The organism is Pseudomonas sp. A2, from assembly GCF_023100865.1.
GTDB lineage: Bacteria > Pseudomonadota > Gammaproteobacteria > Pseudomonadales > Pseudomonadaceae > Aquipseudomonas > Aquipseudomonas asiatica.
In genome coordinates this window covers 432,898-449,029 of sequence record NZ_CP039127.1, presented here as the reverse complement: position 1 = coordinate 449,029, position 16,132 = coordinate 432,898, and the positions used below count along the sequence as shown (strand labels likewise).

Annotated in this window: 14 protein-coding genes and 1 pseudogene; 7 read left to right on the top strand and 8 right to left on the bottom strand. The window is 58.4% G+C overall.

Features of this window, described 5'->3' with window-relative positions:
- Nucleotides 1-123: 123 nt before the first annotated feature.
- Nucleotides 124-624: an ATP-dependent zinc protease gene (locus E5221_RS02135; RefSeq protein ID WP_003257529.1), complete on the bottom strand. Its 501-nt coding sequence runs from the start codon at nucleotides 622-624 to the stop codon at nucleotides 124-126.
- Nucleotides 625-806: 182 nt separating this feature from the next.
- On the opposite strand from E5221_RS02135, the gene E5221_RS02130 reads away from it, so the two are divergent.
- The 3 genes from E5221_RS02130 (at nucleotide 807) to E5221_RS02120 (ending at nucleotide 4,132) form a co-directional block, all read left to right on the top strand.
- Nucleotides 807-1,694: an acyltransferase gene (locus E5221_RS02130; protein WP_039613201.1), complete on the top strand. Its 888-nt coding sequence runs from the start codon at nucleotides 807-809 to the stop codon at nucleotides 1,692-1,694.
- A 245-nt stretch (nucleotides 1,695-1,939) separates the two neighbouring features.
- Nucleotides 1,940-3,289: an APC family permease gene (locus tag E5221_RS02125; protein WP_061550867.1), complete on the top strand. Its 1,350-nt coding sequence runs from the start codon at nucleotides 1,940-1,942 to the stop codon at nucleotides 3,287-3,289.
- A 93-nt stretch (nucleotides 3,290-3,382) separates the two neighbouring features.
- Nucleotides 3,383-4,132, top strand: a complete 750-nt coding sequence (locus E5221_RS02120; RefSeq protein WP_247846805.1) for an RHS repeat-associated core domain-containing protein — start codon at nucleotides 3,383-3,385, stop codon at nucleotides 4,130-4,132.
- 102 nt (nucleotides 4,133-4,234) lie between these two features.
- Here E5221_RS02120 and E5221_RS02115 read toward each other — a convergent pair whose 3' ends face one another.
- Nucleotides 4,235-4,816, bottom strand: a complete 582-nt coding sequence (locus E5221_RS02115; RefSeq protein WP_061550865.1) for a DUF2780 domain-containing protein — start codon at nucleotides 4,814-4,816, stop codon at nucleotides 4,235-4,237.
- Nucleotides 4,817-4,979: 163 nt separating this feature from the next.
- Here E5221_RS02115 and E5221_RS02110 point away from each other — a divergent pair, with 163 nt between their 5' ends.
- Complete coding sequence (locus tag E5221_RS02110; RefSeq protein ID WP_348984755.1) at nucleotides 4,980-5,963, top strand: RHS repeat-associated core domain-containing protein; 984 nt, start codon at nucleotides 4,980-4,982, stop codon at nucleotides 5,961-5,963.
- Nucleotides 5,964-6,623: 660 nt separating this feature from the next.
- Here E5221_RS02110 and E5221_RS02105 read toward each other — a convergent pair.
- Complete coding sequence (locus E5221_RS02105) at nucleotides 6,624-7,604, bottom strand: RHS repeat-associated core domain-containing protein (RefSeq protein ID WP_247847719.1); 981 nt, start codon at nucleotides 7,602-7,604, stop codon at nucleotides 6,624-6,626.
- A 926-nt stretch (nucleotides 7,605-8,530) separates the two neighbouring features.
- Here E5221_RS02105 and E5221_RS02100 point away from each other — a divergent pair.
- Together E5221_RS02100 and E5221_RS02095 are read left to right on the top strand one after the other, a co-directional pair.
- Nucleotides 8,531-8,777 (top strand): annotated as a pseudogene (locus E5221_RS02100) (hypothetical protein).
- A complete protein-coding gene (locus E5221_RS02095) occupies nucleotides 8,778-9,047 on the top strand; it encodes a DUF3077 domain-containing protein (protein WP_061550719.1) in 270 nt (89 codons plus the stop codon).
- A gap of 230 nt (nucleotides 9,048-9,277) precedes the next feature.
- Here the strand turns inward: E5221_RS02095 and fdhA are convergent, their stop codons facing one another.
- Complete coding sequence (fdhA, locus tag E5221_RS02090; RefSeq protein ID WP_015268662.1) at nucleotides 9,278-10,477, bottom strand: formaldehyde dehydrogenase, glutathione-independent; 1,200 nt, start codon at nucleotides 10,475-10,477, stop codon at nucleotides 9,278-9,280.
- Nucleotides 10,478-10,748: 271 nt separating this feature from the next.
- Here fdhA and E5221_RS02085 point away from each other — a divergent pair, with 271 nt between their 5' ends.
- Nucleotides 10,749-11,081 carry a hypothetical protein gene (locus E5221_RS02085; RefSeq protein ID WP_247846804.1) on the top strand — a complete coding sequence of 111 codons (333 nt, stop codon included), beginning with the start codon at nucleotides 10,749-10,751 and terminating at the stop codon, nucleotides 11,079-11,081.
- Nucleotides 11,082-11,087: 6 nt separating this feature from the next.
- Here the strand turns inward: E5221_RS02085 and purU are convergent, their stop codons facing one another.
- The 4 genes from purU to E5221_RS02065 all read right to left on the bottom strand — a co-directional run bounded on the left by purU (nucleotide 11,088) and on the right by E5221_RS02065 (nucleotide 16,122).
- On the bottom strand, nucleotides 11,088-11,945 hold the full coding sequence (gene purU / locus E5221_RS02080) for a formyltetrahydrofolate deformylase (RefSeq protein ID WP_013970522.1): 858 nt from the start codon (nucleotides 11,943-11,945) through the stop codon (nucleotides 11,088-11,090).
- A gap of 12 nt (nucleotides 11,946-11,957) precedes the next feature.
- On the bottom strand, nucleotides 11,958-12,590 hold the full coding sequence (soxG, locus tag E5221_RS02075) for a sarcosine oxidase subunit gamma family protein (protein WP_247846803.1): 633 nt from the start codon (nucleotides 12,588-12,590) through the stop codon (nucleotides 11,958-11,960).
- A gap of 182 nt (nucleotides 12,591-12,772) precedes the next feature.
- Nucleotides 12,773-15,790: a sarcosine oxidase subunit alpha gene (locus E5221_RS02070; protein WP_061550717.1), complete on the bottom strand. Its 3,018-nt coding sequence runs from the start codon at nucleotides 15,788-15,790 to the stop codon at nucleotides 12,773-12,775.
- Nucleotides 15,787-16,122 carry a sarcosine oxidase subunit delta gene (locus E5221_RS02065; protein ID WP_039613194.1) on the bottom strand — a complete coding sequence of 112 codons (336 nt, stop codon included), beginning with the start codon at nucleotides 16,120-16,122 and terminating at the stop codon, nucleotides 15,787-15,789. Before E5221_RS02065 ends, E5221_RS02070 begins: the two co-directional genes overlap by 4 nt.
- Between the last annotated feature and the right edge of the window lie 10 nt (nucleotides 16,123-16,132).

The window sequence follows — 16,132 nt, the reverse complement described above, 5'->3', positions numbered from 1 at the left end:
CGCGAAAGGGCCGCAGAGCGGCCCCGACAATGTCTGCATCAACGCTGGAATCGAGGGGCCGCTTTGCGGCCCGATCGCGACACAAGGCCGCTCCTACAATGGAGGGACCAATGCGGTTTTGAATCAGCAGTCAGGCTTGCCAGCAGTGAACTTCTTGGCCGGATTGACCGCCGCCTTGAACTCGCGCAAAGCCTTGGAGCCCACCAGCAACGGGTAGTTGAAGCTGCTGCGGTCCACCAGGTTGACCTCGACGGTGCGCTTCACGTCCCCCAGGCACAGCTCCAGGTCGACCACCGGGCGCTTGGAGATTTCCGGCGCATCGCCTTCCTCCTCCTCATCGGCACGGCCCTTGATCTTGCTGATGCGCGAGACCTTGTGCTCGTAAACCTTGCCGTCCGAGTCCTTGGTAGCCAGGCGGAAGCGCACCCACTCGTCGCCATCACGGGTGAACAGCTCGATGTCCTTGGCCGACAGCGACGCGGTGAAGGCACCGGTATCCATCTTGGCTTTCAGGGTTTCGCCCAGTTCGGGCAGGGCTATGTTCTCGTAACGGCCATAGATTGTGGGCTCGGCGGCCATGACCGGCAGCGCCAACAACGACAACAGGGCAAGCAGAGGTTTCACAGGCAAGCTTCCTTGAGGATGGTCAGTGCTTAGACTGCACTGGCAGGATAGGTTCGCTGTCACAAGCCTATCCAACATAATGTGAAACATTTGTCCTCGCCGCAGGGCACTGGAAATTTGGCGTAGGCCACTGCCCTGCTTATCATTGCCAACCGTTTATCTCCCACAACAAGAGTCTCTTTATGCGTCGCCTGCTGACCGGCATCCTCACTACCACCCTGCTGCTGCTCAACACCCTGGTGTTGATCTGCCCGCTGCTGGTCTTCGCCCTGCTCAAACTGGTGCTGCCGGGGCGTGGGCGTGACTATGCCTCGTGGGCGGTGATGTGGGTGGCCGAGACCTGGTCGGAGATCGACAAGGCCATCTTTGCCCTGTGCATTCCTACCCAGTGGGATATCCGCGGCGTCGAGAACCTGCGCAAGGACACTTCGTACCTGGCCGTCAGCAACCACCAGACCTGGGTCGATATTCCAGCGCTGATCGAGAGCCTCAACCGCCGTACACCGTTCTTCAAGTTCTTCCTGAAGAAGGAGCTGATCTGGGTACCACTGCTGGGCCTGGCCTGGTGGGGGCTGGATTACCCGTTCATGAAGCGCTACAGCAAGGCGTTTCTGGAAAAGCACCCCGAGCTGAAGGGCAAGGACCTGGAAATCACCAAGGCTGCTTGTGAACTGTTCAAGCGCCAGCCGGTGACCGTGGTGAACTACCTGGAAGGCACACGCTTCACCGAAGCCAAGCGTCAGCAGCAGCAATCGCCGTACCGCTACCTGCTCAAGCCCAAGGCTGGTGGCGTGGCGTTCGTGCTGGCGGCATTGGGCGAGCAACTGGATGCCTTGCTGGATGTGACCATCGTCTACCCCGGCAACAAGGCGCCTGGTTTCTGGGATTTGCTCAATGGCAGCATCAGCCGGGTGATTATCGACATTCGTGTGCGTGAACTGGACCCGATGCTGTGGGCGGGGGATTACGAGAATGATGCTGAGTTCAGGCAGACCGTGCAGGGCTGGGTGAACCAGTTGTGGGTGGAGAAGGACTTGCGGATCGAGCAGCTGCGGGTGGAGATGGGCTGAGATTTCCATTGCCTGACCAGGCCTCTTCGCGGGTAAACCCGCTCCCACAGGTACTGCGCAGTACTCAAGACCTGTAAGCCCCCTGTGGCAGCGGGTTTACCCGCGAAAAGGCCGGTACAGGCATTACAAGAATCCGATTAAAAACCTGGCTAATAATCAGCATTAGGATTACTTCTTTGTCACACCCCACCTAAGTGGATAAAAATCGACCAAAGCACAACTACAAAAATGCTCTGGATCGAACGATGGCCAACCCACCCAGCTCCACCCCCGTCCAGCTCCGCCGTGTCCTCGGCCTGCCCGCCCTGGTGTTCTTCGGCCTGGTGTACATGGTCCCGCTGACCATTTTCACCACTTACGGCATCGTCACCGAACTTACTGGTGGCCGCACGGCCGGCGCCTATATCGTCACCCTGGTGGCCATGCTGTTCACCGCCACCTCCTACAGCTTCATGGTCAAACGCTTCCCGGTCGCGGGCTCGGCGTACTCCTACACCAACATGGCCTTCGGCCCGAACGTAGGCTTCCTGGCCGGCTGGTCGCTGCTGCTCGACTACCTGTTCCTGCCGATGATCAACTACCTGCTGATCGGCCTGTTCCTGAACATCGCCTTTCCGGCCATCCCCGCGTGGTCGATCGCGCTGGCCTCTATCGCCCTGGTCACGGTGCTCAACGTGGTCGGTATTCACTCTGTGGCCAAGACCAGCAACCTGATCGTCGGTGCACAGATCGTCTTCATCGTGGTGTTCGTCGCCCTGTCCTGCCAGTCCCTGGCCGGCCAGCCGCTCGACCTGCTTTCACCACTGCTGGGCGACGGTTCGCAGCCGGGCTTCGGCGCGCTGATGGCCGGTGCGGCGGTGCTGTGCCTGTCGTTCCTCGGTTTTGACGCTGTCTCGACCTTGGCCGAAGAATGCCGCGATGCCCGCCGCGATGTGCCACGGGCAATCATCCTCACCACCCTGTTCGCCGGGGTGCTGTTCACCGTGCTGGCCTATGTCAGCCAACTGGTACTGCCGGGCACCACCTTTGCCAATGCCGATGCGGCGGCCAACGAGGTGATGTTCAAGGCGGGCGGGCAGTTCCTGGCCAACTTCTTCACTGCGGCCTATGTGGCTGGCAGCTTGGGCTCGGCGCTGGCCTCGCAGGCGGCTGTGTCGCGCATTCTGTTCACCATGGGTCGTGACAAGGTGCTGCCGCAGCGAACGTTCGGCTACCTGTCACCGCGCTTTGGCACGCCGGTGTTCGCCATTCTGCTGGTTTCGGCGTTCTCGTTGCTGGCGTTGGTGATCGACCTGGCGACCCTTGCCTCGCTGATCAGCTTTGGTGCGCTGGTGGCGTTTTCGGCGGTGAACCTGGCGGTGGTGAAGACCCACCTGGTGGACGATGCCTCGCAGCGCAGCCTCAAAGGGCTGCTGAGCTATGGCCTGGTGCCGCTGGTGGGGTTGGGGCTGACACTGTGGCTGTGGACCAGCCTGTCGGCGCTTACCTTGGTGATTGGCCTGTGCTGGTTTGCGCTGGGTCTTGCGTACTTGGCCGTTCTGACTTCGGGTTTCCGCCGTCCGGTTCTGCTGGCTGACTTCTCCGAAGCGGGCTGAGGTCCGCCGCAAGTACTGTCATTTCTTCCAGTTGTACATGGCCTCGCGTTGACCCAAGCTGAAGCGGTCCAGACTTGCGCGAGGTCATTACCGATGCAAATCGTCCTACCTGCCTATACCCCATACGGATACAGCCCCACCGAAGCCGGCCTTGCGTCCCTGCTCGGCTTCAATGGCGAACTGCAAGAAAGCCACTCTGGAACATACCTGCTTGGCAATGGTTACCGGCCGTACAGCACGTTACTCATGCGGTTTCTTGCGCCTGACAGTTGGAGTCCGTTTGGGGCGGGAGGGCTAAATGCATATAGTTACTGCGTTAACGACCCAGTGAATAAGTCAGACCCAGACGGACATGCCGGGTCTAAACCGCAGCGCATACCTAGTTTTATCAACCGACGTGTACCGCTGCTGCAACCTGACGAAGTTGGCCAAGAAAACGCTATGTTGATTCGGCGACTGCAGCGCAGGCAACAACAGGCCGCTTTGAATCCGCCAAGAAACCCTCTTGCTCAACCCAGAGGTCAGCAAAGGTATGCACACCGCGGCGGGCTTGATGCCGCAGCTGCCCCGAACCACGAACGCAATGCAGCGCTACCTCTCAACAACATACCGCGTGCGGAGCAGGCACCGCAGGCAATAACGCTGGATAATGCTCTAAGTCTCTACAATGAGTTGGTGATCGCCGACGGGCATATTCAAACCTTCAATAGAAACCTAGGTTACCTCGAGCCGGGCTCCGAGCTATTTCAGCAATACCGCAATGATATTGAGCGTATTGGAAGGAGAGCGGAGGAGATCCGTCCACAACTCGGGACTGATCAACTCCGATGGTTTCACTTTTAAAGCCGATACCCAGATACTCAAAGAAGTCGGCCCCTAATCACCCGCTACCTTATTAAACTGCTGGCCGCTGGTGATAGGGCCAGTACTACGCGTACTAAAATTTCAGACTGAAGGCTGAACCAAAGGCGCCGGCTTTGCCCACAGGCTACCCAGGCTCTGTAACAACGACCCGGCAATCCCCTGCTGCCCCAGGTACTGCAGCAGCAACGGCGCAAACTGCCCGATCATCCCGGTATCCATCCCCAGCGCCTTGAACGCATTGTCCAGGTCGCTGCGGTTTTCCACATTGTTGCCCAGCGCATTGCTCAAGGCCGACTGGCTCTCGCTGTTCTTGCCCAGCAGCTCACCCAGGCCACTCAAGCCACCCAGCACATTGGCCCCGGCAAGCAGGTCCAGCCCTGGCACGGCCTTGGTCAATTGGCCATAGTCGTCGCTGCTCAGGTTGTTGCGCGCCAGCCCAAGCATGGCCCCTGCCCCGCCCACGGCTTGCTCCGGGGTGATATTCAATTGGCTGCCCAAGGTATTGAGCAGGTTTGCCTGCGCCTCGGGTGCCTGTAACTGGCCTTGCTGGCTCTGATTCTGGTTCTGCATGGCCGACACGGCGTTGGCGGCGTCGCTGAGGTTGAAGGCGAACACCGGGCTTGCGGCCAGGGTCATCAGGGTTGCCAGGGTGAATGCTCTCATCGGGAGGGGACCTCGTCGGCCGGGATGGCGTGGGAAACGAGGGGTTTGACAAAACATTTGAAGGTTTGTTCCTGACCGTTAATTACCTAGTAAAACTGCTAGTTGCTGGCGCTAGCAAGAATGCGCAGAGTTAGCCATAAAGCACTCTCTGAGATAGAACGTCATGACTACCAATTCGAAATGCATAAAAGGACAGGCTCCCTCCGAGTCTATGAGGAGGTTGAAAAGGATAGCCAATGGCGGAGCCCTTCATTTCTATAAAAGTCATCACGTAACAACAGAGATATCTGCACAAGGCATTCGTCATGTACTGTGGGCACAAGACATACCAGTAGCTCAAGGCGACCAGAGGACGTCGGTCAAAATTCTAAAAAGCGACCGCACCAACTCCATTCTCGGCACACCTACAGAATCAATGGCTTATTCACCTTACGGATATCTGGATAGCAACAAGGCGACAACACTACTTTCGTTCAATGGGCAATGGTTTGACCAAGTAATTAAAGGGTATCCGCTAGGTAACGGATACAGAGCATTGAGTACAGTCTTGCATCGCTTTCTTAGCCCAGACTCTTTCAGCCCTTTTGGCATAGGCGGACTAAATGCATATGTCTACTGCCTTGGAGACCCGGTGAACTTTAATGATCCTTCTGGCCACGTTCCACATTTTATGCGCAGCGTTGCAAAAGGCATAGCAAACAGGCTGCATCTTAGAACGCCCTCGGCCAGACGTACACAAAGTCCACCCCAGTTGGCAGAAACGCAAGCTAACATGGTTTCTCGTTCACGGAGCCAAAACTCAGAGACAATTGGAATCCAACTAACTCCTGTAGACACACCTCGCTCATCTTTCACTGCATTTGACGACACGCGCGCCCCCCACCCGATAGATGGACGGAATAAGTTATCTCTACCGACATACGCTGAAACTAAAGGCGAACCACCAGATTATGAGACTGCGATAGCGCGCATGCAGTCTCGCCCATCAAGAACGCCCAGCATAGGCTCCCAACATTCACTCGACACCGTTGAGCTAACACCACAAGAAATACGGGAACGGATCCGCCAGGTAGCAGATCAAATATCTATGCAAGGTATTAGGGGGCCTAGTGGGCGTCGCGGCGCAATCCTGCTAACGAATCTTTAAAAACAGTTCAGGGAATTGCGAAAATCACTATAGATGATCGTAAATGCCAGTTAGCAGATTGTAGATATCACCTGAAAACTGCTCGATGCGGGAGCTGTCTACCTCGGTTCGACCGATGCGGATGCTCTGTTTTTTACTCCTATCAATAGCATTCAGCGTCCGCAGTCCAGGCCATTGCGGCGATCTGGGTTGCGTCCTAGTCTCAGGCGGTCGCTGCAAATCAGCGATCGACTTTGACAGGCCGACATAAATAGATACGTTATGGCTTACCTCAATGGTGGCTGTGCGTGGGGCACCTTGTGTGCGCCGGGTTCACTCTGTCGACCCGCGTACAGCTGCCACCCATTTGTTTGACAGCAGCGGGTGTCAGCAGAACCGACAGAGGGTTACACCATGCTGAAAACTGTTTCTGATCCGCCCCATAATCCCCACTCCCTTGAAGACGGCATCCTCCAGACCACACTGATCAACTCCGATGGTTTCACTTTTAAAGCAGATACCCAGATACTCAAAGGAGTCGGCCCCTAATCACCCGCTACCTGATAAAACTGCTGGCCGCCGGTGATAGGGCCAGCACTACGCGTCCTAAAATTTCAGACTGAAGGCTGAACCAAAGGCGCCGGCTTTGCCCACAGTGAAGGAGGAGACGACACCGCACAGTCAGCTTTCCCTCAGCCTTTGCTGGAACGCTTGGAAATCGCGCGCCATTTGCTCTTCCAGAGTTATAAACCTGCCAAAATCTGTAGGCTCGCCTGGACTTGAAACTCGCGTGAACGTAAGCAAGTGGTGCGCCGCCCTGGGAATCCTAAGTTCATTTATACCTTTGCTCCGTACCACTCCCCGTGAGGATTCTTTATTAACCACTGCAAAATCAACTGTACTTACCGCTAACACAGCACCTTTTTTCTTTAAACGTGCATAGTTGAGCGCATTCTCGTACGTATCGGTCACAAACAATGTGCCAGTTGGGCTTTTAAAACCTTTCTTCAAAATTTTCTTTGCTGCGGCCTTACTTGTACCATGATAACCAATCCGGACGTTTTGGTCTGCCTGCTTTCCGCCAGGGCTTTTAGAGGACCAAAGAAGACTCCTAAAAAAGTTGAAAATCCGCCCATGACCTGTCGGATCGGTAAAGTTTACAGGGTCACTAATGCAGTACACGTACGAATTCGCTCCCCCTCTACCAAATGGGCTCAAGTTATCCGGACTGGTAAATCGCATCAGACTGGGACTATACGCACGATATCCATTACCTAATAAGTAACGAACTGCGACTTCATCAAATCGCTCACCACTGAACCCAAGCAAAGCATCCTTTAAATTTTCTAAGGATGCACAACCATAGGGCGCGTAGGCGACTCCAAATTTCGCTCCATATTTCGGCACACGCGAAACAGATAGTTTTTCATCATGATAAAGCAGTCCTATCTCGTATCGACCGTCATGAATTTCACGCTGGGCAAGCACGCCGTGCTCGAACCTATAAATCGATTGGCATTTATAGCTTTGGATTTTTGCATGTAGATTATCACCTTGATAGAAATACTGAGCGAAGGCCAGTTCCAACTTGGCATCATATTTCTCAGACATTCCTTGTTCAGGCACAGGTTTAATAGGCATAGATATCACCTCCAGCAGCATGATCACCTCTATCCATACACTCGCCCAATCAGGTTATGCCGTCTACTAGCAAAAATATCAGTTGATGGCGCTACTCACAGCGCAATCGGACATTTCCTCAGAGAAGGGCCGGAGAGCCATGTCGCTCCAGAAAAGCAACTGTCAAATTTGCCAGTAGCAGAATCAACATAGATGAAGTTAGTATAATTTATACTTCCGCGACTCCGCCATCGTACCGCCAAGCACCACGAGGCCGCGCCGATTATTGACCGCTACCTAACAAAGATTTTCGAAAGCAATGCAACAATAGGCGCCGCTAGAGCAGGCATACTTCCAGGCGTACCCAAAACCTTTGCTCAAAGCCTAAACTTACCACGACCAGAACACTTGAATGATATAGGCCGCATACAGAATCTTGGAGGCCCTGTCAATTTTTTAAGGTTAATCAGACATGGCCAACGAGAAACCCGTACACATGCACGCATAGCCCGGCGCGGTAGTATTGACGACCTCATGGCCGATGATTATTAAATATGAGCCAGAACACTCCAAAGCCGCCTTTTACAAGCGGCTCTGGATGTTTAATATGAATATCCTTTCGTGATGAAATTAATTCTATCCCATTCCTTCGAACCAAGCCTTTCTCAGATTTTTTAAGATTTAACCTCTTCCTTGTAGTCCATTTCCCAAACATACTCACCACCCCCTCCAAGCCATTGCAGTTCTCTGGATTGCATCCTAGTCTCGGGCTGTCGCTGCCAATCAGCGATCGGCTTTGACAGGCCGATACCGACAGATACGTTATGGCTTACCTCAATGGTGGCTGTGCGTGGGGCACCTTGTTTGCGCCGGGTTCACTCTGTCGACCGGTCTGTCAACCCGCGTACAGCTGCCACCCATTTGTTTGACAGCAGAGGGTGCCGGCACAACCGACAGAGGGTTACACCATGCTGAAAACCGTTTCTGATCCACCCCACAATTTCCATTCCCTTGAGGACACCATCCTCCAGGCCACGGAGTACACCCAGTGCGCCTAGGTTGTGGCGCAGCAGGCGATTGGGCTGCGGCCGAAGCGCCGGTTGCGATGCTGATGATGGCTTCGGTGCATGAGCTGGAAGCGCTGCGGGGCTGCTTGAGGCTGCGTTGGTACAGGTGCAGATGCCGGCCGAGGCATGGATGTGCACTGAGGCTTGATTGACAACAGACGAAAGAGAACCCAACACCACCGTCGGCAAGACCATGTTTTATCAGGGGGAGAACAAGACCCACGCGCTGTTCTGTATCGCCCCTGGTATTCCTTGCCAGGATGCCCGTGACCAGGCTTCCGAGCTGATGGGATATGTGCGGGATATGACCATTGACGGACTGATGGACAACAAGCCGCAGTTGCTTTGGGCTTCACATTACCTGAGCGCGTTGGCCAAGGCGCTGATGGATGATGCCGAGTTGGGGATGATGCGCTGAGCCTTGTATAGCTTGGCCGGTTAACGCGGTCAGCTGTAGGAGCGGCCTTGTGTCGCGAATGGGCTGCCAAGCAGCCCCAGGGTTTTGGCGCAAATGCACAAATTGCCGGGGCTGCTGCGCAGCCCTTTCGCGACACAAGGCCGCTCCTACAGGGCAGTGCAGGCTTGAGATCAGCGCAACAGCCACAAAAAAGCCCCTCGATTCGAGGGGCTCTCGTTAATCGGCGCTGATTACGCCGCCCCCCACATCTTGTGCGGGTCAATAACGAACTTCTTCGGCACACCCGCATCGAACTCGCCATAACCTTCCGGCGCCTGGTCGAGGTTGATCACCTGCACACCCACCACTTCGGCAATGTTGATACGGTCCCACATGATCGCCTGCATCAGCTGGCGGTTGTACTTCATGGTCGGAGTCTGGCCGGTGTGGAAGCTGTGCGACTTGGCCCAGCCCAGGCCGAAGCGGATGCTCAGCGCACCGATCTTGGCGGCAGCATCCACCGCACCCGGGTCTTCGGTCACGTACAGGCCCGGGATACCGATGTTGCCGGCAACGCGGGTAACCTGCATCAGCGAGTTCAGCACGGTAGCTGGCGCTTCATGCTTGGCACCTTCGTGGCCATGGCCGCGGGCCTCGAAGCCAACGGCGTCGATGGCGCAGTCCACTTCAGGCTCGCCGAGGATATCGACGATCTGCTCGTGCAGCGGGGTGTCCTTGGACAGGTCGACCACTTCGAAACCCTGGGACTTGGCGTGAGCCAGGCGGGCTGGGTTGAGGTCGCCAACGATGACGCAAGCAGCGCCCAGCAGACGTGCCGAGGCAGCGGCAGCCAAACCGACCGGGCCGGCACCGGCAACGTAGACGGTGCTGCCTGGGCCAACGCCGGCAGTCACGGCACCGTGGTAACCAGTAGGCAGGATGTCAGACAGGCAGGTCAGGTCACGGATCTTTTCCATGGCCTTGTCGCGCTCGGGCAGTTTCAGCAGGTTGAAGTCGGCGTACGGCACCAGCACGTACTCGGCCTGGCCGCCGGTCCAGTCGCCCATGTCGACGTAACCATAGGCACCGCCAGCGCGGGCAGGGTTGACGGTGAGGCAGACACCGGTGTGCATTTCCTTGCAGGAGCGGCAGCGGCCACAGGCGACGTTGAATGGCACCGAGACCAGGTCGCCAATCTGCATGCGCTCGACGTCACGGCCCTTCTCGACGATCTCGCCGGTGATTTCGTGGCCCAGGACCAAGCCGACCTGGGCAGTGGTGCGGCCACGGACCATGTGCTGGTCGGAGCCGCAGATGTTGGTGGAGACCACCTTCAGGATCACGCCGTGCTCGATCTTCTTGCCGCGTGGGTCCTGCATTTTCGGGTAGTCGATCTTCTGCACCTCGACCTTGCCGGCGCCGAGATATACCACTCCACGATTGCCAGACATGCTCTTACCTCGCTTGATTTATATTTATGCAGCGGTGGTTGAACGCGCCGCCATCCATGGGCGGCATGTGTTACTGGAATGCAGGGAATTGTGGGCCTGATGGGGACGGATGCGCTGACTGGAAACGACAGGCAAATGCCTCTGAACGGCAATCGGCCAGGTGGTGGTCGCGCGCATGCCCGGGACGATGAATATCTACCGCAATACGTCGGCGACCGAGTGTTTCGATAGGGATGCAGTAACCCATCGTCTATCAAACTGGAGAACCACCATGACGGATACTGAGCGCCCCGAGGACACCTTCTGGCCATACTGGGTCGAGGCTGCCAGGCAGCAGGGCTTCGACCCAGAAATCGAAGCAGCATTGTTCGGCAAACAACGGTACTTTCTGGACGCCGATAAGATCTTCTATTACGCGGCTTATAGTCCAGGCTACGACTTCGACGAAGAAGCCGAAGGCATGGACCTTCACGAGTTCAAAGCAGGCTGGGTGGACCGCGACGGCGATCCAATCCCAGGTAACAAACTGGGTGCGGACATGCGCCAGAGGTTCGTTACAGCCATCCGCGAAACCCTGAAAGCCCATGCCCGCGATAAAAGCTAGACGCGGTCAGAGCACCACAGTCCTGTTCGCATTGAGGAACACTCGTCGCTCGATGTGATACCCCACCGCTCGCGCCAAGGTCAGGCACTCGATGTCGCGCCCTTTGGCAATCAGGTCTTCGGGGTAATGACTGTGGTCGACCACCTCCACGCCCTGGGCGATGATCGGGCCTTCGTCCAGGTCGTTGTTGATGTAGTGCGCCGTAGCGCCAACCATCTTCACGCCCTTGTTGTACGCCTGGTGATAAGGCTTGGCGCCTTTGAACCCTGGCAGCAACGAGTGGTGAATGTTGATCGCCCAACCATCCAGGCGCCGGCACAGCTCCGGTGACAGCACCTGCATGTAGCGCGCAAGAATCACCAGTTCGGCACCGGTTTCCTCGATCACCTGAAGTACCTTGCGCTCTTGCCCGGGCTTGTCCTTGGGGTCGAGGGCAAAGTGGTAGTAAGGAATCTTGTGCCAGTGTGCCAGTGGTTCGAGATCAGGGTGGTTGGACACCACCGCGACCACGTCCATGGCCAGCTGACCGATACGCTGGCGATACAGCAGGTCGTTAAGGCAGTGGTCGGCCTTGGACACCATGATCACCACCTTGGGGCGATGGTTAGGTGCGGTCAGCTCGAAGGTCATGCCGAACGCCTCGCTGCGCTCGGCAAGGCCGGCCCGGAAGCCGGCTTCGTCGAAATCATCCGGCTGGCGGAACTCCACGCGAATGAAGAAACGCCCCGACAGCCGGTCATCGAAGGAGTGGTGCTCCGTCACGTAGCAGCGCTGCTCGAAGAGGTAACGCGTCACCACGTCGACGGTGCCGAGCATACTCGGGCAGTCGGCGGTGAGAATCCAGGTATCCGGTGCCCGACTCATGTTCTGTTCTCCTTAAGCCTCGATGCTCAGGCCGTACTCGGCCGAAGCGTCCTGCAGCCACAGCCACCAGTAGTCGGCGAAGCTGCGGAGAATCACCAGCTCCCAGGTATCTTCGGCGGTGCGGCGGATCACCAGTTGCGACTTGGCGAAGACGGTGCCGACTGCCTTGCCCACCGGGAAGTTGTTCGGATGAACATCATAGCTGGTGGACTTCATCAGCACTTCGCGCACGTTCGGGCCGCGCAGTTCCAGCAGGCTCTGGCCGCCGCTGACATTGACCACCTGGATGTGCTGGCCTTCGAGGGCTGCGCGCAGCTTTTGCTCAACGGCAAACTCCTGGCCGCCGGGGACGATCAGCAACCACTCGTCGGGGCCCATCCATTGCAGCGACATTTCGTTGTTGGCGACCACGGTCAGGGCCACTGGCAGCTCCAGGCCCAGGGCCTTGTGCACACCGGCAGCGAATTCCGGGTCGTGGCCATCGCCACGGATGGTCAGGTGGCCGAGGAACCTGCGTTCACGCAGGGTCACGCCTGCGTTCTTGCGGCCTTTGCCAACCAGGCTGGCCAGGTCGGCGTGGTGCAGTGGCGACTGGGCCTTGGCCTCGGCGCCGGGGTTTTGCTGGAAGACGTTGATAGCGCTCATTTCTTACCTGCCTTGAATTCTGTTGATCGCGAAGACCTGAGGTAGAACCTGTAGTCACAGACTGAGGAGACCCAGTGTGGGAGCGGGTTTACCCGCGAAGAGGGCGGTGAATCCACCATCGCATTCGCGGGTGAACCCGCTCCCACAGAGGTCGCATTCCAATCAGAGCTACCGGTGAAGCCTCAAACGTTCTGCCGCTCACCCTTCGGATCGAAGAACACCGAAGACACGATCTCCGCCTCGATCACGCTGCCATCCGCCTGCGGCGAGTAGACGCGCTCGCCCATGCGCTTGAGGCCGCCTTTGACCACACCCATGGCGAACGAGTAGCCCAGGGAGTTGGACGCGTAGCTGGAGGTGACGTGGCCAACCATGTCCATCGGGATCGGCTGTTTCGGGTCGAACACCAGCTGGGCGCCTTCCGGCAGCCACTGGTTCGGGTCGACCGGCTTCAGGCCTACCAGCTGCTTGCGGTTCTCGCGCACGCAGTCTTCGCGGTTCATGCCACGCAGGCCGATCCACGAGTACGGCTTGTTGCGGCCTACGCACCAGCTCATGTTCAGGTCGTCCGGGGTCATCGAGCCGTCGGTATCCTGGCCAACGATGATGAAGCCCTTCTCGGCACGCAGTACGTGCATGGTCTCGGTACCGTACGGGGTCAGGTTGTACTTCTTGCCTGCCTCGATGATCTGTTCCAGCACGCCCATGGCGTAGTTGGCCTGCACGTTGACTTCGTACGACAGCTCACCGGTGAACGAGATACGGAACACCCGGGCCGGTACGCCGCCGACGTTGCCTTCCTTCCAGGTCATGAACGGGAAGGCTTCCTTGTCCATGTCGATGTCGGTCAGCTCGCTCAGCAGCTTGCGGCTGTTGGGGCCGGACAGGGTCATGGTGGCCCAGTGGTCGGTGACCGAGGTGAAGTACACCTTCAGTTCCGGCCATTCGGTCTGGTGGTACAGCTCCATCCACTGCAGCACACGGGCGGCGCCGCCAGTGGTGGTGGTCATGATGAAGTGGTTGTCGCCGACGCAGGCGGTCACGCCGTCGTCGAAGACCATGCCGTCTTCCTTGCACATCAGGCCATAGCGGGCCTTGCCCACGTCGAGCTTGGTCCAGGCGTTGGTGTAGATGCGGTTGAGGAACTCACGAGCATCCGGGCCCTGAATGTCGATCTTGCCCAGGGTCGAGGCGTCCAGCAGGCCCACGCTGTCGCGCACGGCCTTGCATTCACGGGTCACGGCGGCGTGGATGTCTTCACCGGCTTTCGGGAAGTACCACGGGCGTTTCCACTGGCCGACGTCTTCGAACTCGGCGCCGTTCTTCACGTGCCAGGCATGCAGGGCGGTGAAGCGTACGGGCTCGAACAGGTGACCACAGTGACGGCCCGCTACTGCACCGAAGGTAACCGGCGTGTAGTTGGGGCGGAACATGGTGGTGCCCATTTCCGGGATGGTAATGCCGATCGAACGGGCGGCGATGGCCAGGCCGTTGATGTTGCCCAGTTTGCCCTGGTCGGTACCAAAGCCCAGCGCGGTGTAGCGTTTTACGTGCTCGACCGACTCGAAGCCTTCGCGGGTGGCCAGTTCGATTGCGGCCGCGGTGACGTCGTTCTGCTGGTCGACGAACTGCTTGGGTGCGCGGGCAGTGCCCTTGTCGTGCGGCACCTGGAACAGTGCCACGGTGGCCTCTTCCTTGCGCGCAACGGTTTTCGGCAGGCTGCCGACGGTGGCCTTGAAGCCCGCTTCGGTGGCTGCGCGAACGCCGCCTTCGAAGCCATCGGCGATCACGTCGCCCAGGGCGTAGACGCCGTTGATACCACCCACGCATTCGCGTTTCTGCGGAGCATCGCCCGGCACGAAGCCGAGGATGTCTTCACGCCATACCGGGCGACCGCCCAGGTGCGAAGCCAGGTGCACGATCGGGCTGTAGCCGCCGGAGGTGGCGATCAGGTCGCACTCGAGGGTTTCGCCAGGGCTGGTGACCTTGTGTGCCTGCACATCGATAGCGGCCACACGGGCGCCGGTGACGTGCTTGCTGCCCTTGGCCTCGATCACGGCGCTGGAGGTGAGGATGCGGATGCCTTTGGCACGTGCTTCTTCAACCAGCGAGCCACGTGGGTTGTGGCGGGCGTCGGCAATGGCGACCACTTGCAGGCCGGCGTCGTGCCAGTCCAGCGCGGCGCGGTAGGCGTGGTCGTTGTTGGTCGACAGCACCAGCTTGCGGCCCGGGGCCACGCCGTAGCGGCGTACGTAGGTGGACACAGCACCGGCCAGCATGTTGCCCGGCAGGTCGTTGTTGCCGTACACCAGCGGGCGCTCGTGGGCGCCGGCAGCCAGCACCACGCGCTTGGCGCGGACGCGGTGCACGCGGTGGCGTACCTGGCCGATCGGGGCGCGGTCGCCGAGGTGGTCGGTGAGGCGCTCGTGGATGGTCAGGAAGTTATGGTCGTGGTAGCCGTTGACCGTGGCACGTGGCAGCAGGGTCACTTCCGGCAGGCTTTCCAGCTCTTTGACCACGGCGCTGACCCAATCGGCAGCAGGCTTGCCGTCGAGGGTTTCGCGGGTGTCGAGCAGACTGCCGCCGAACTCTTCCTGCTCGTCAGCCAGGATCACGCGGGCACCGCTGCGGCCAGCGGCCAGGGCAGCGGCCAGGCCGGCAGGGCCGGCACCGACGATCAGCACGTCGCAGTGCTGGTTCATGTAGTCGTAGCTGTCCGGGTCGTTCTGCAGTGGCGCGCGGCCAAGGCCTGCGGCTTTGCGGATGTACTTCTCGTAAGTCATCCAGAACGATTTCGGGTACATGAAGGTTTTGTAGTAGAAGCCCGGCGGCATCATGCTGCCGCCAACCTTGCCCAGGATGCCCATGACGTCATTGTTGACGTTCGGCCAGCCGTTGGTGCTGGTAGCTACAAGACCTGCGTACAGCGCCTGCTGGGTGGCACGCACGTTGGGGATCTGGGTGGCTTCGCTGGAGCCGATCTGCAGGATGGCGTTCGGCTCTTCGGTACCAGCGGCGATGATGCCGCGTGGGCGCGAATACTTGAAGCTGCGGCCGACGATGTCGACGCCGTTGGCCAGCAATGCGGCGGCCAGGCTGTCACCGGCATAACCTTGGTAGGTCTTGCCGTTGAAAGTGAAGTTCAGGACCTTGCTGCGGTCGATACGGCCGCCGCTGGCGAGGCGATAGGTCTGGCTCATACTTTTTCCCCTTGGCCTTTGACGGTCGACGCGGCGCTGCTCTGCTTGCCGCTGGCGGTCACTTGCGGCTTCTCGCCAATCTTGTAGGTTTCCAGAATTTCGTAGGTCACGGTGTCGCGGGTGACGTTGAAATACTGGCGGCAGCCGGCAACGTGGTCCCACAGTTCGTGGTGAATACCGCGTGGGTTGTCACGGTAGAACATGTAGGTACCCCATTCCTCGTCGGAGCAGGCGTTAGGGTCCAGCGGGCGGGCGATGTGCGCCTGGCCAGAGGCGTGGAACTCTTCTTCGGAGCGCAGCTCGCCGCAGTGGGGACAGAAAATATGCAACATGACGGTGTCT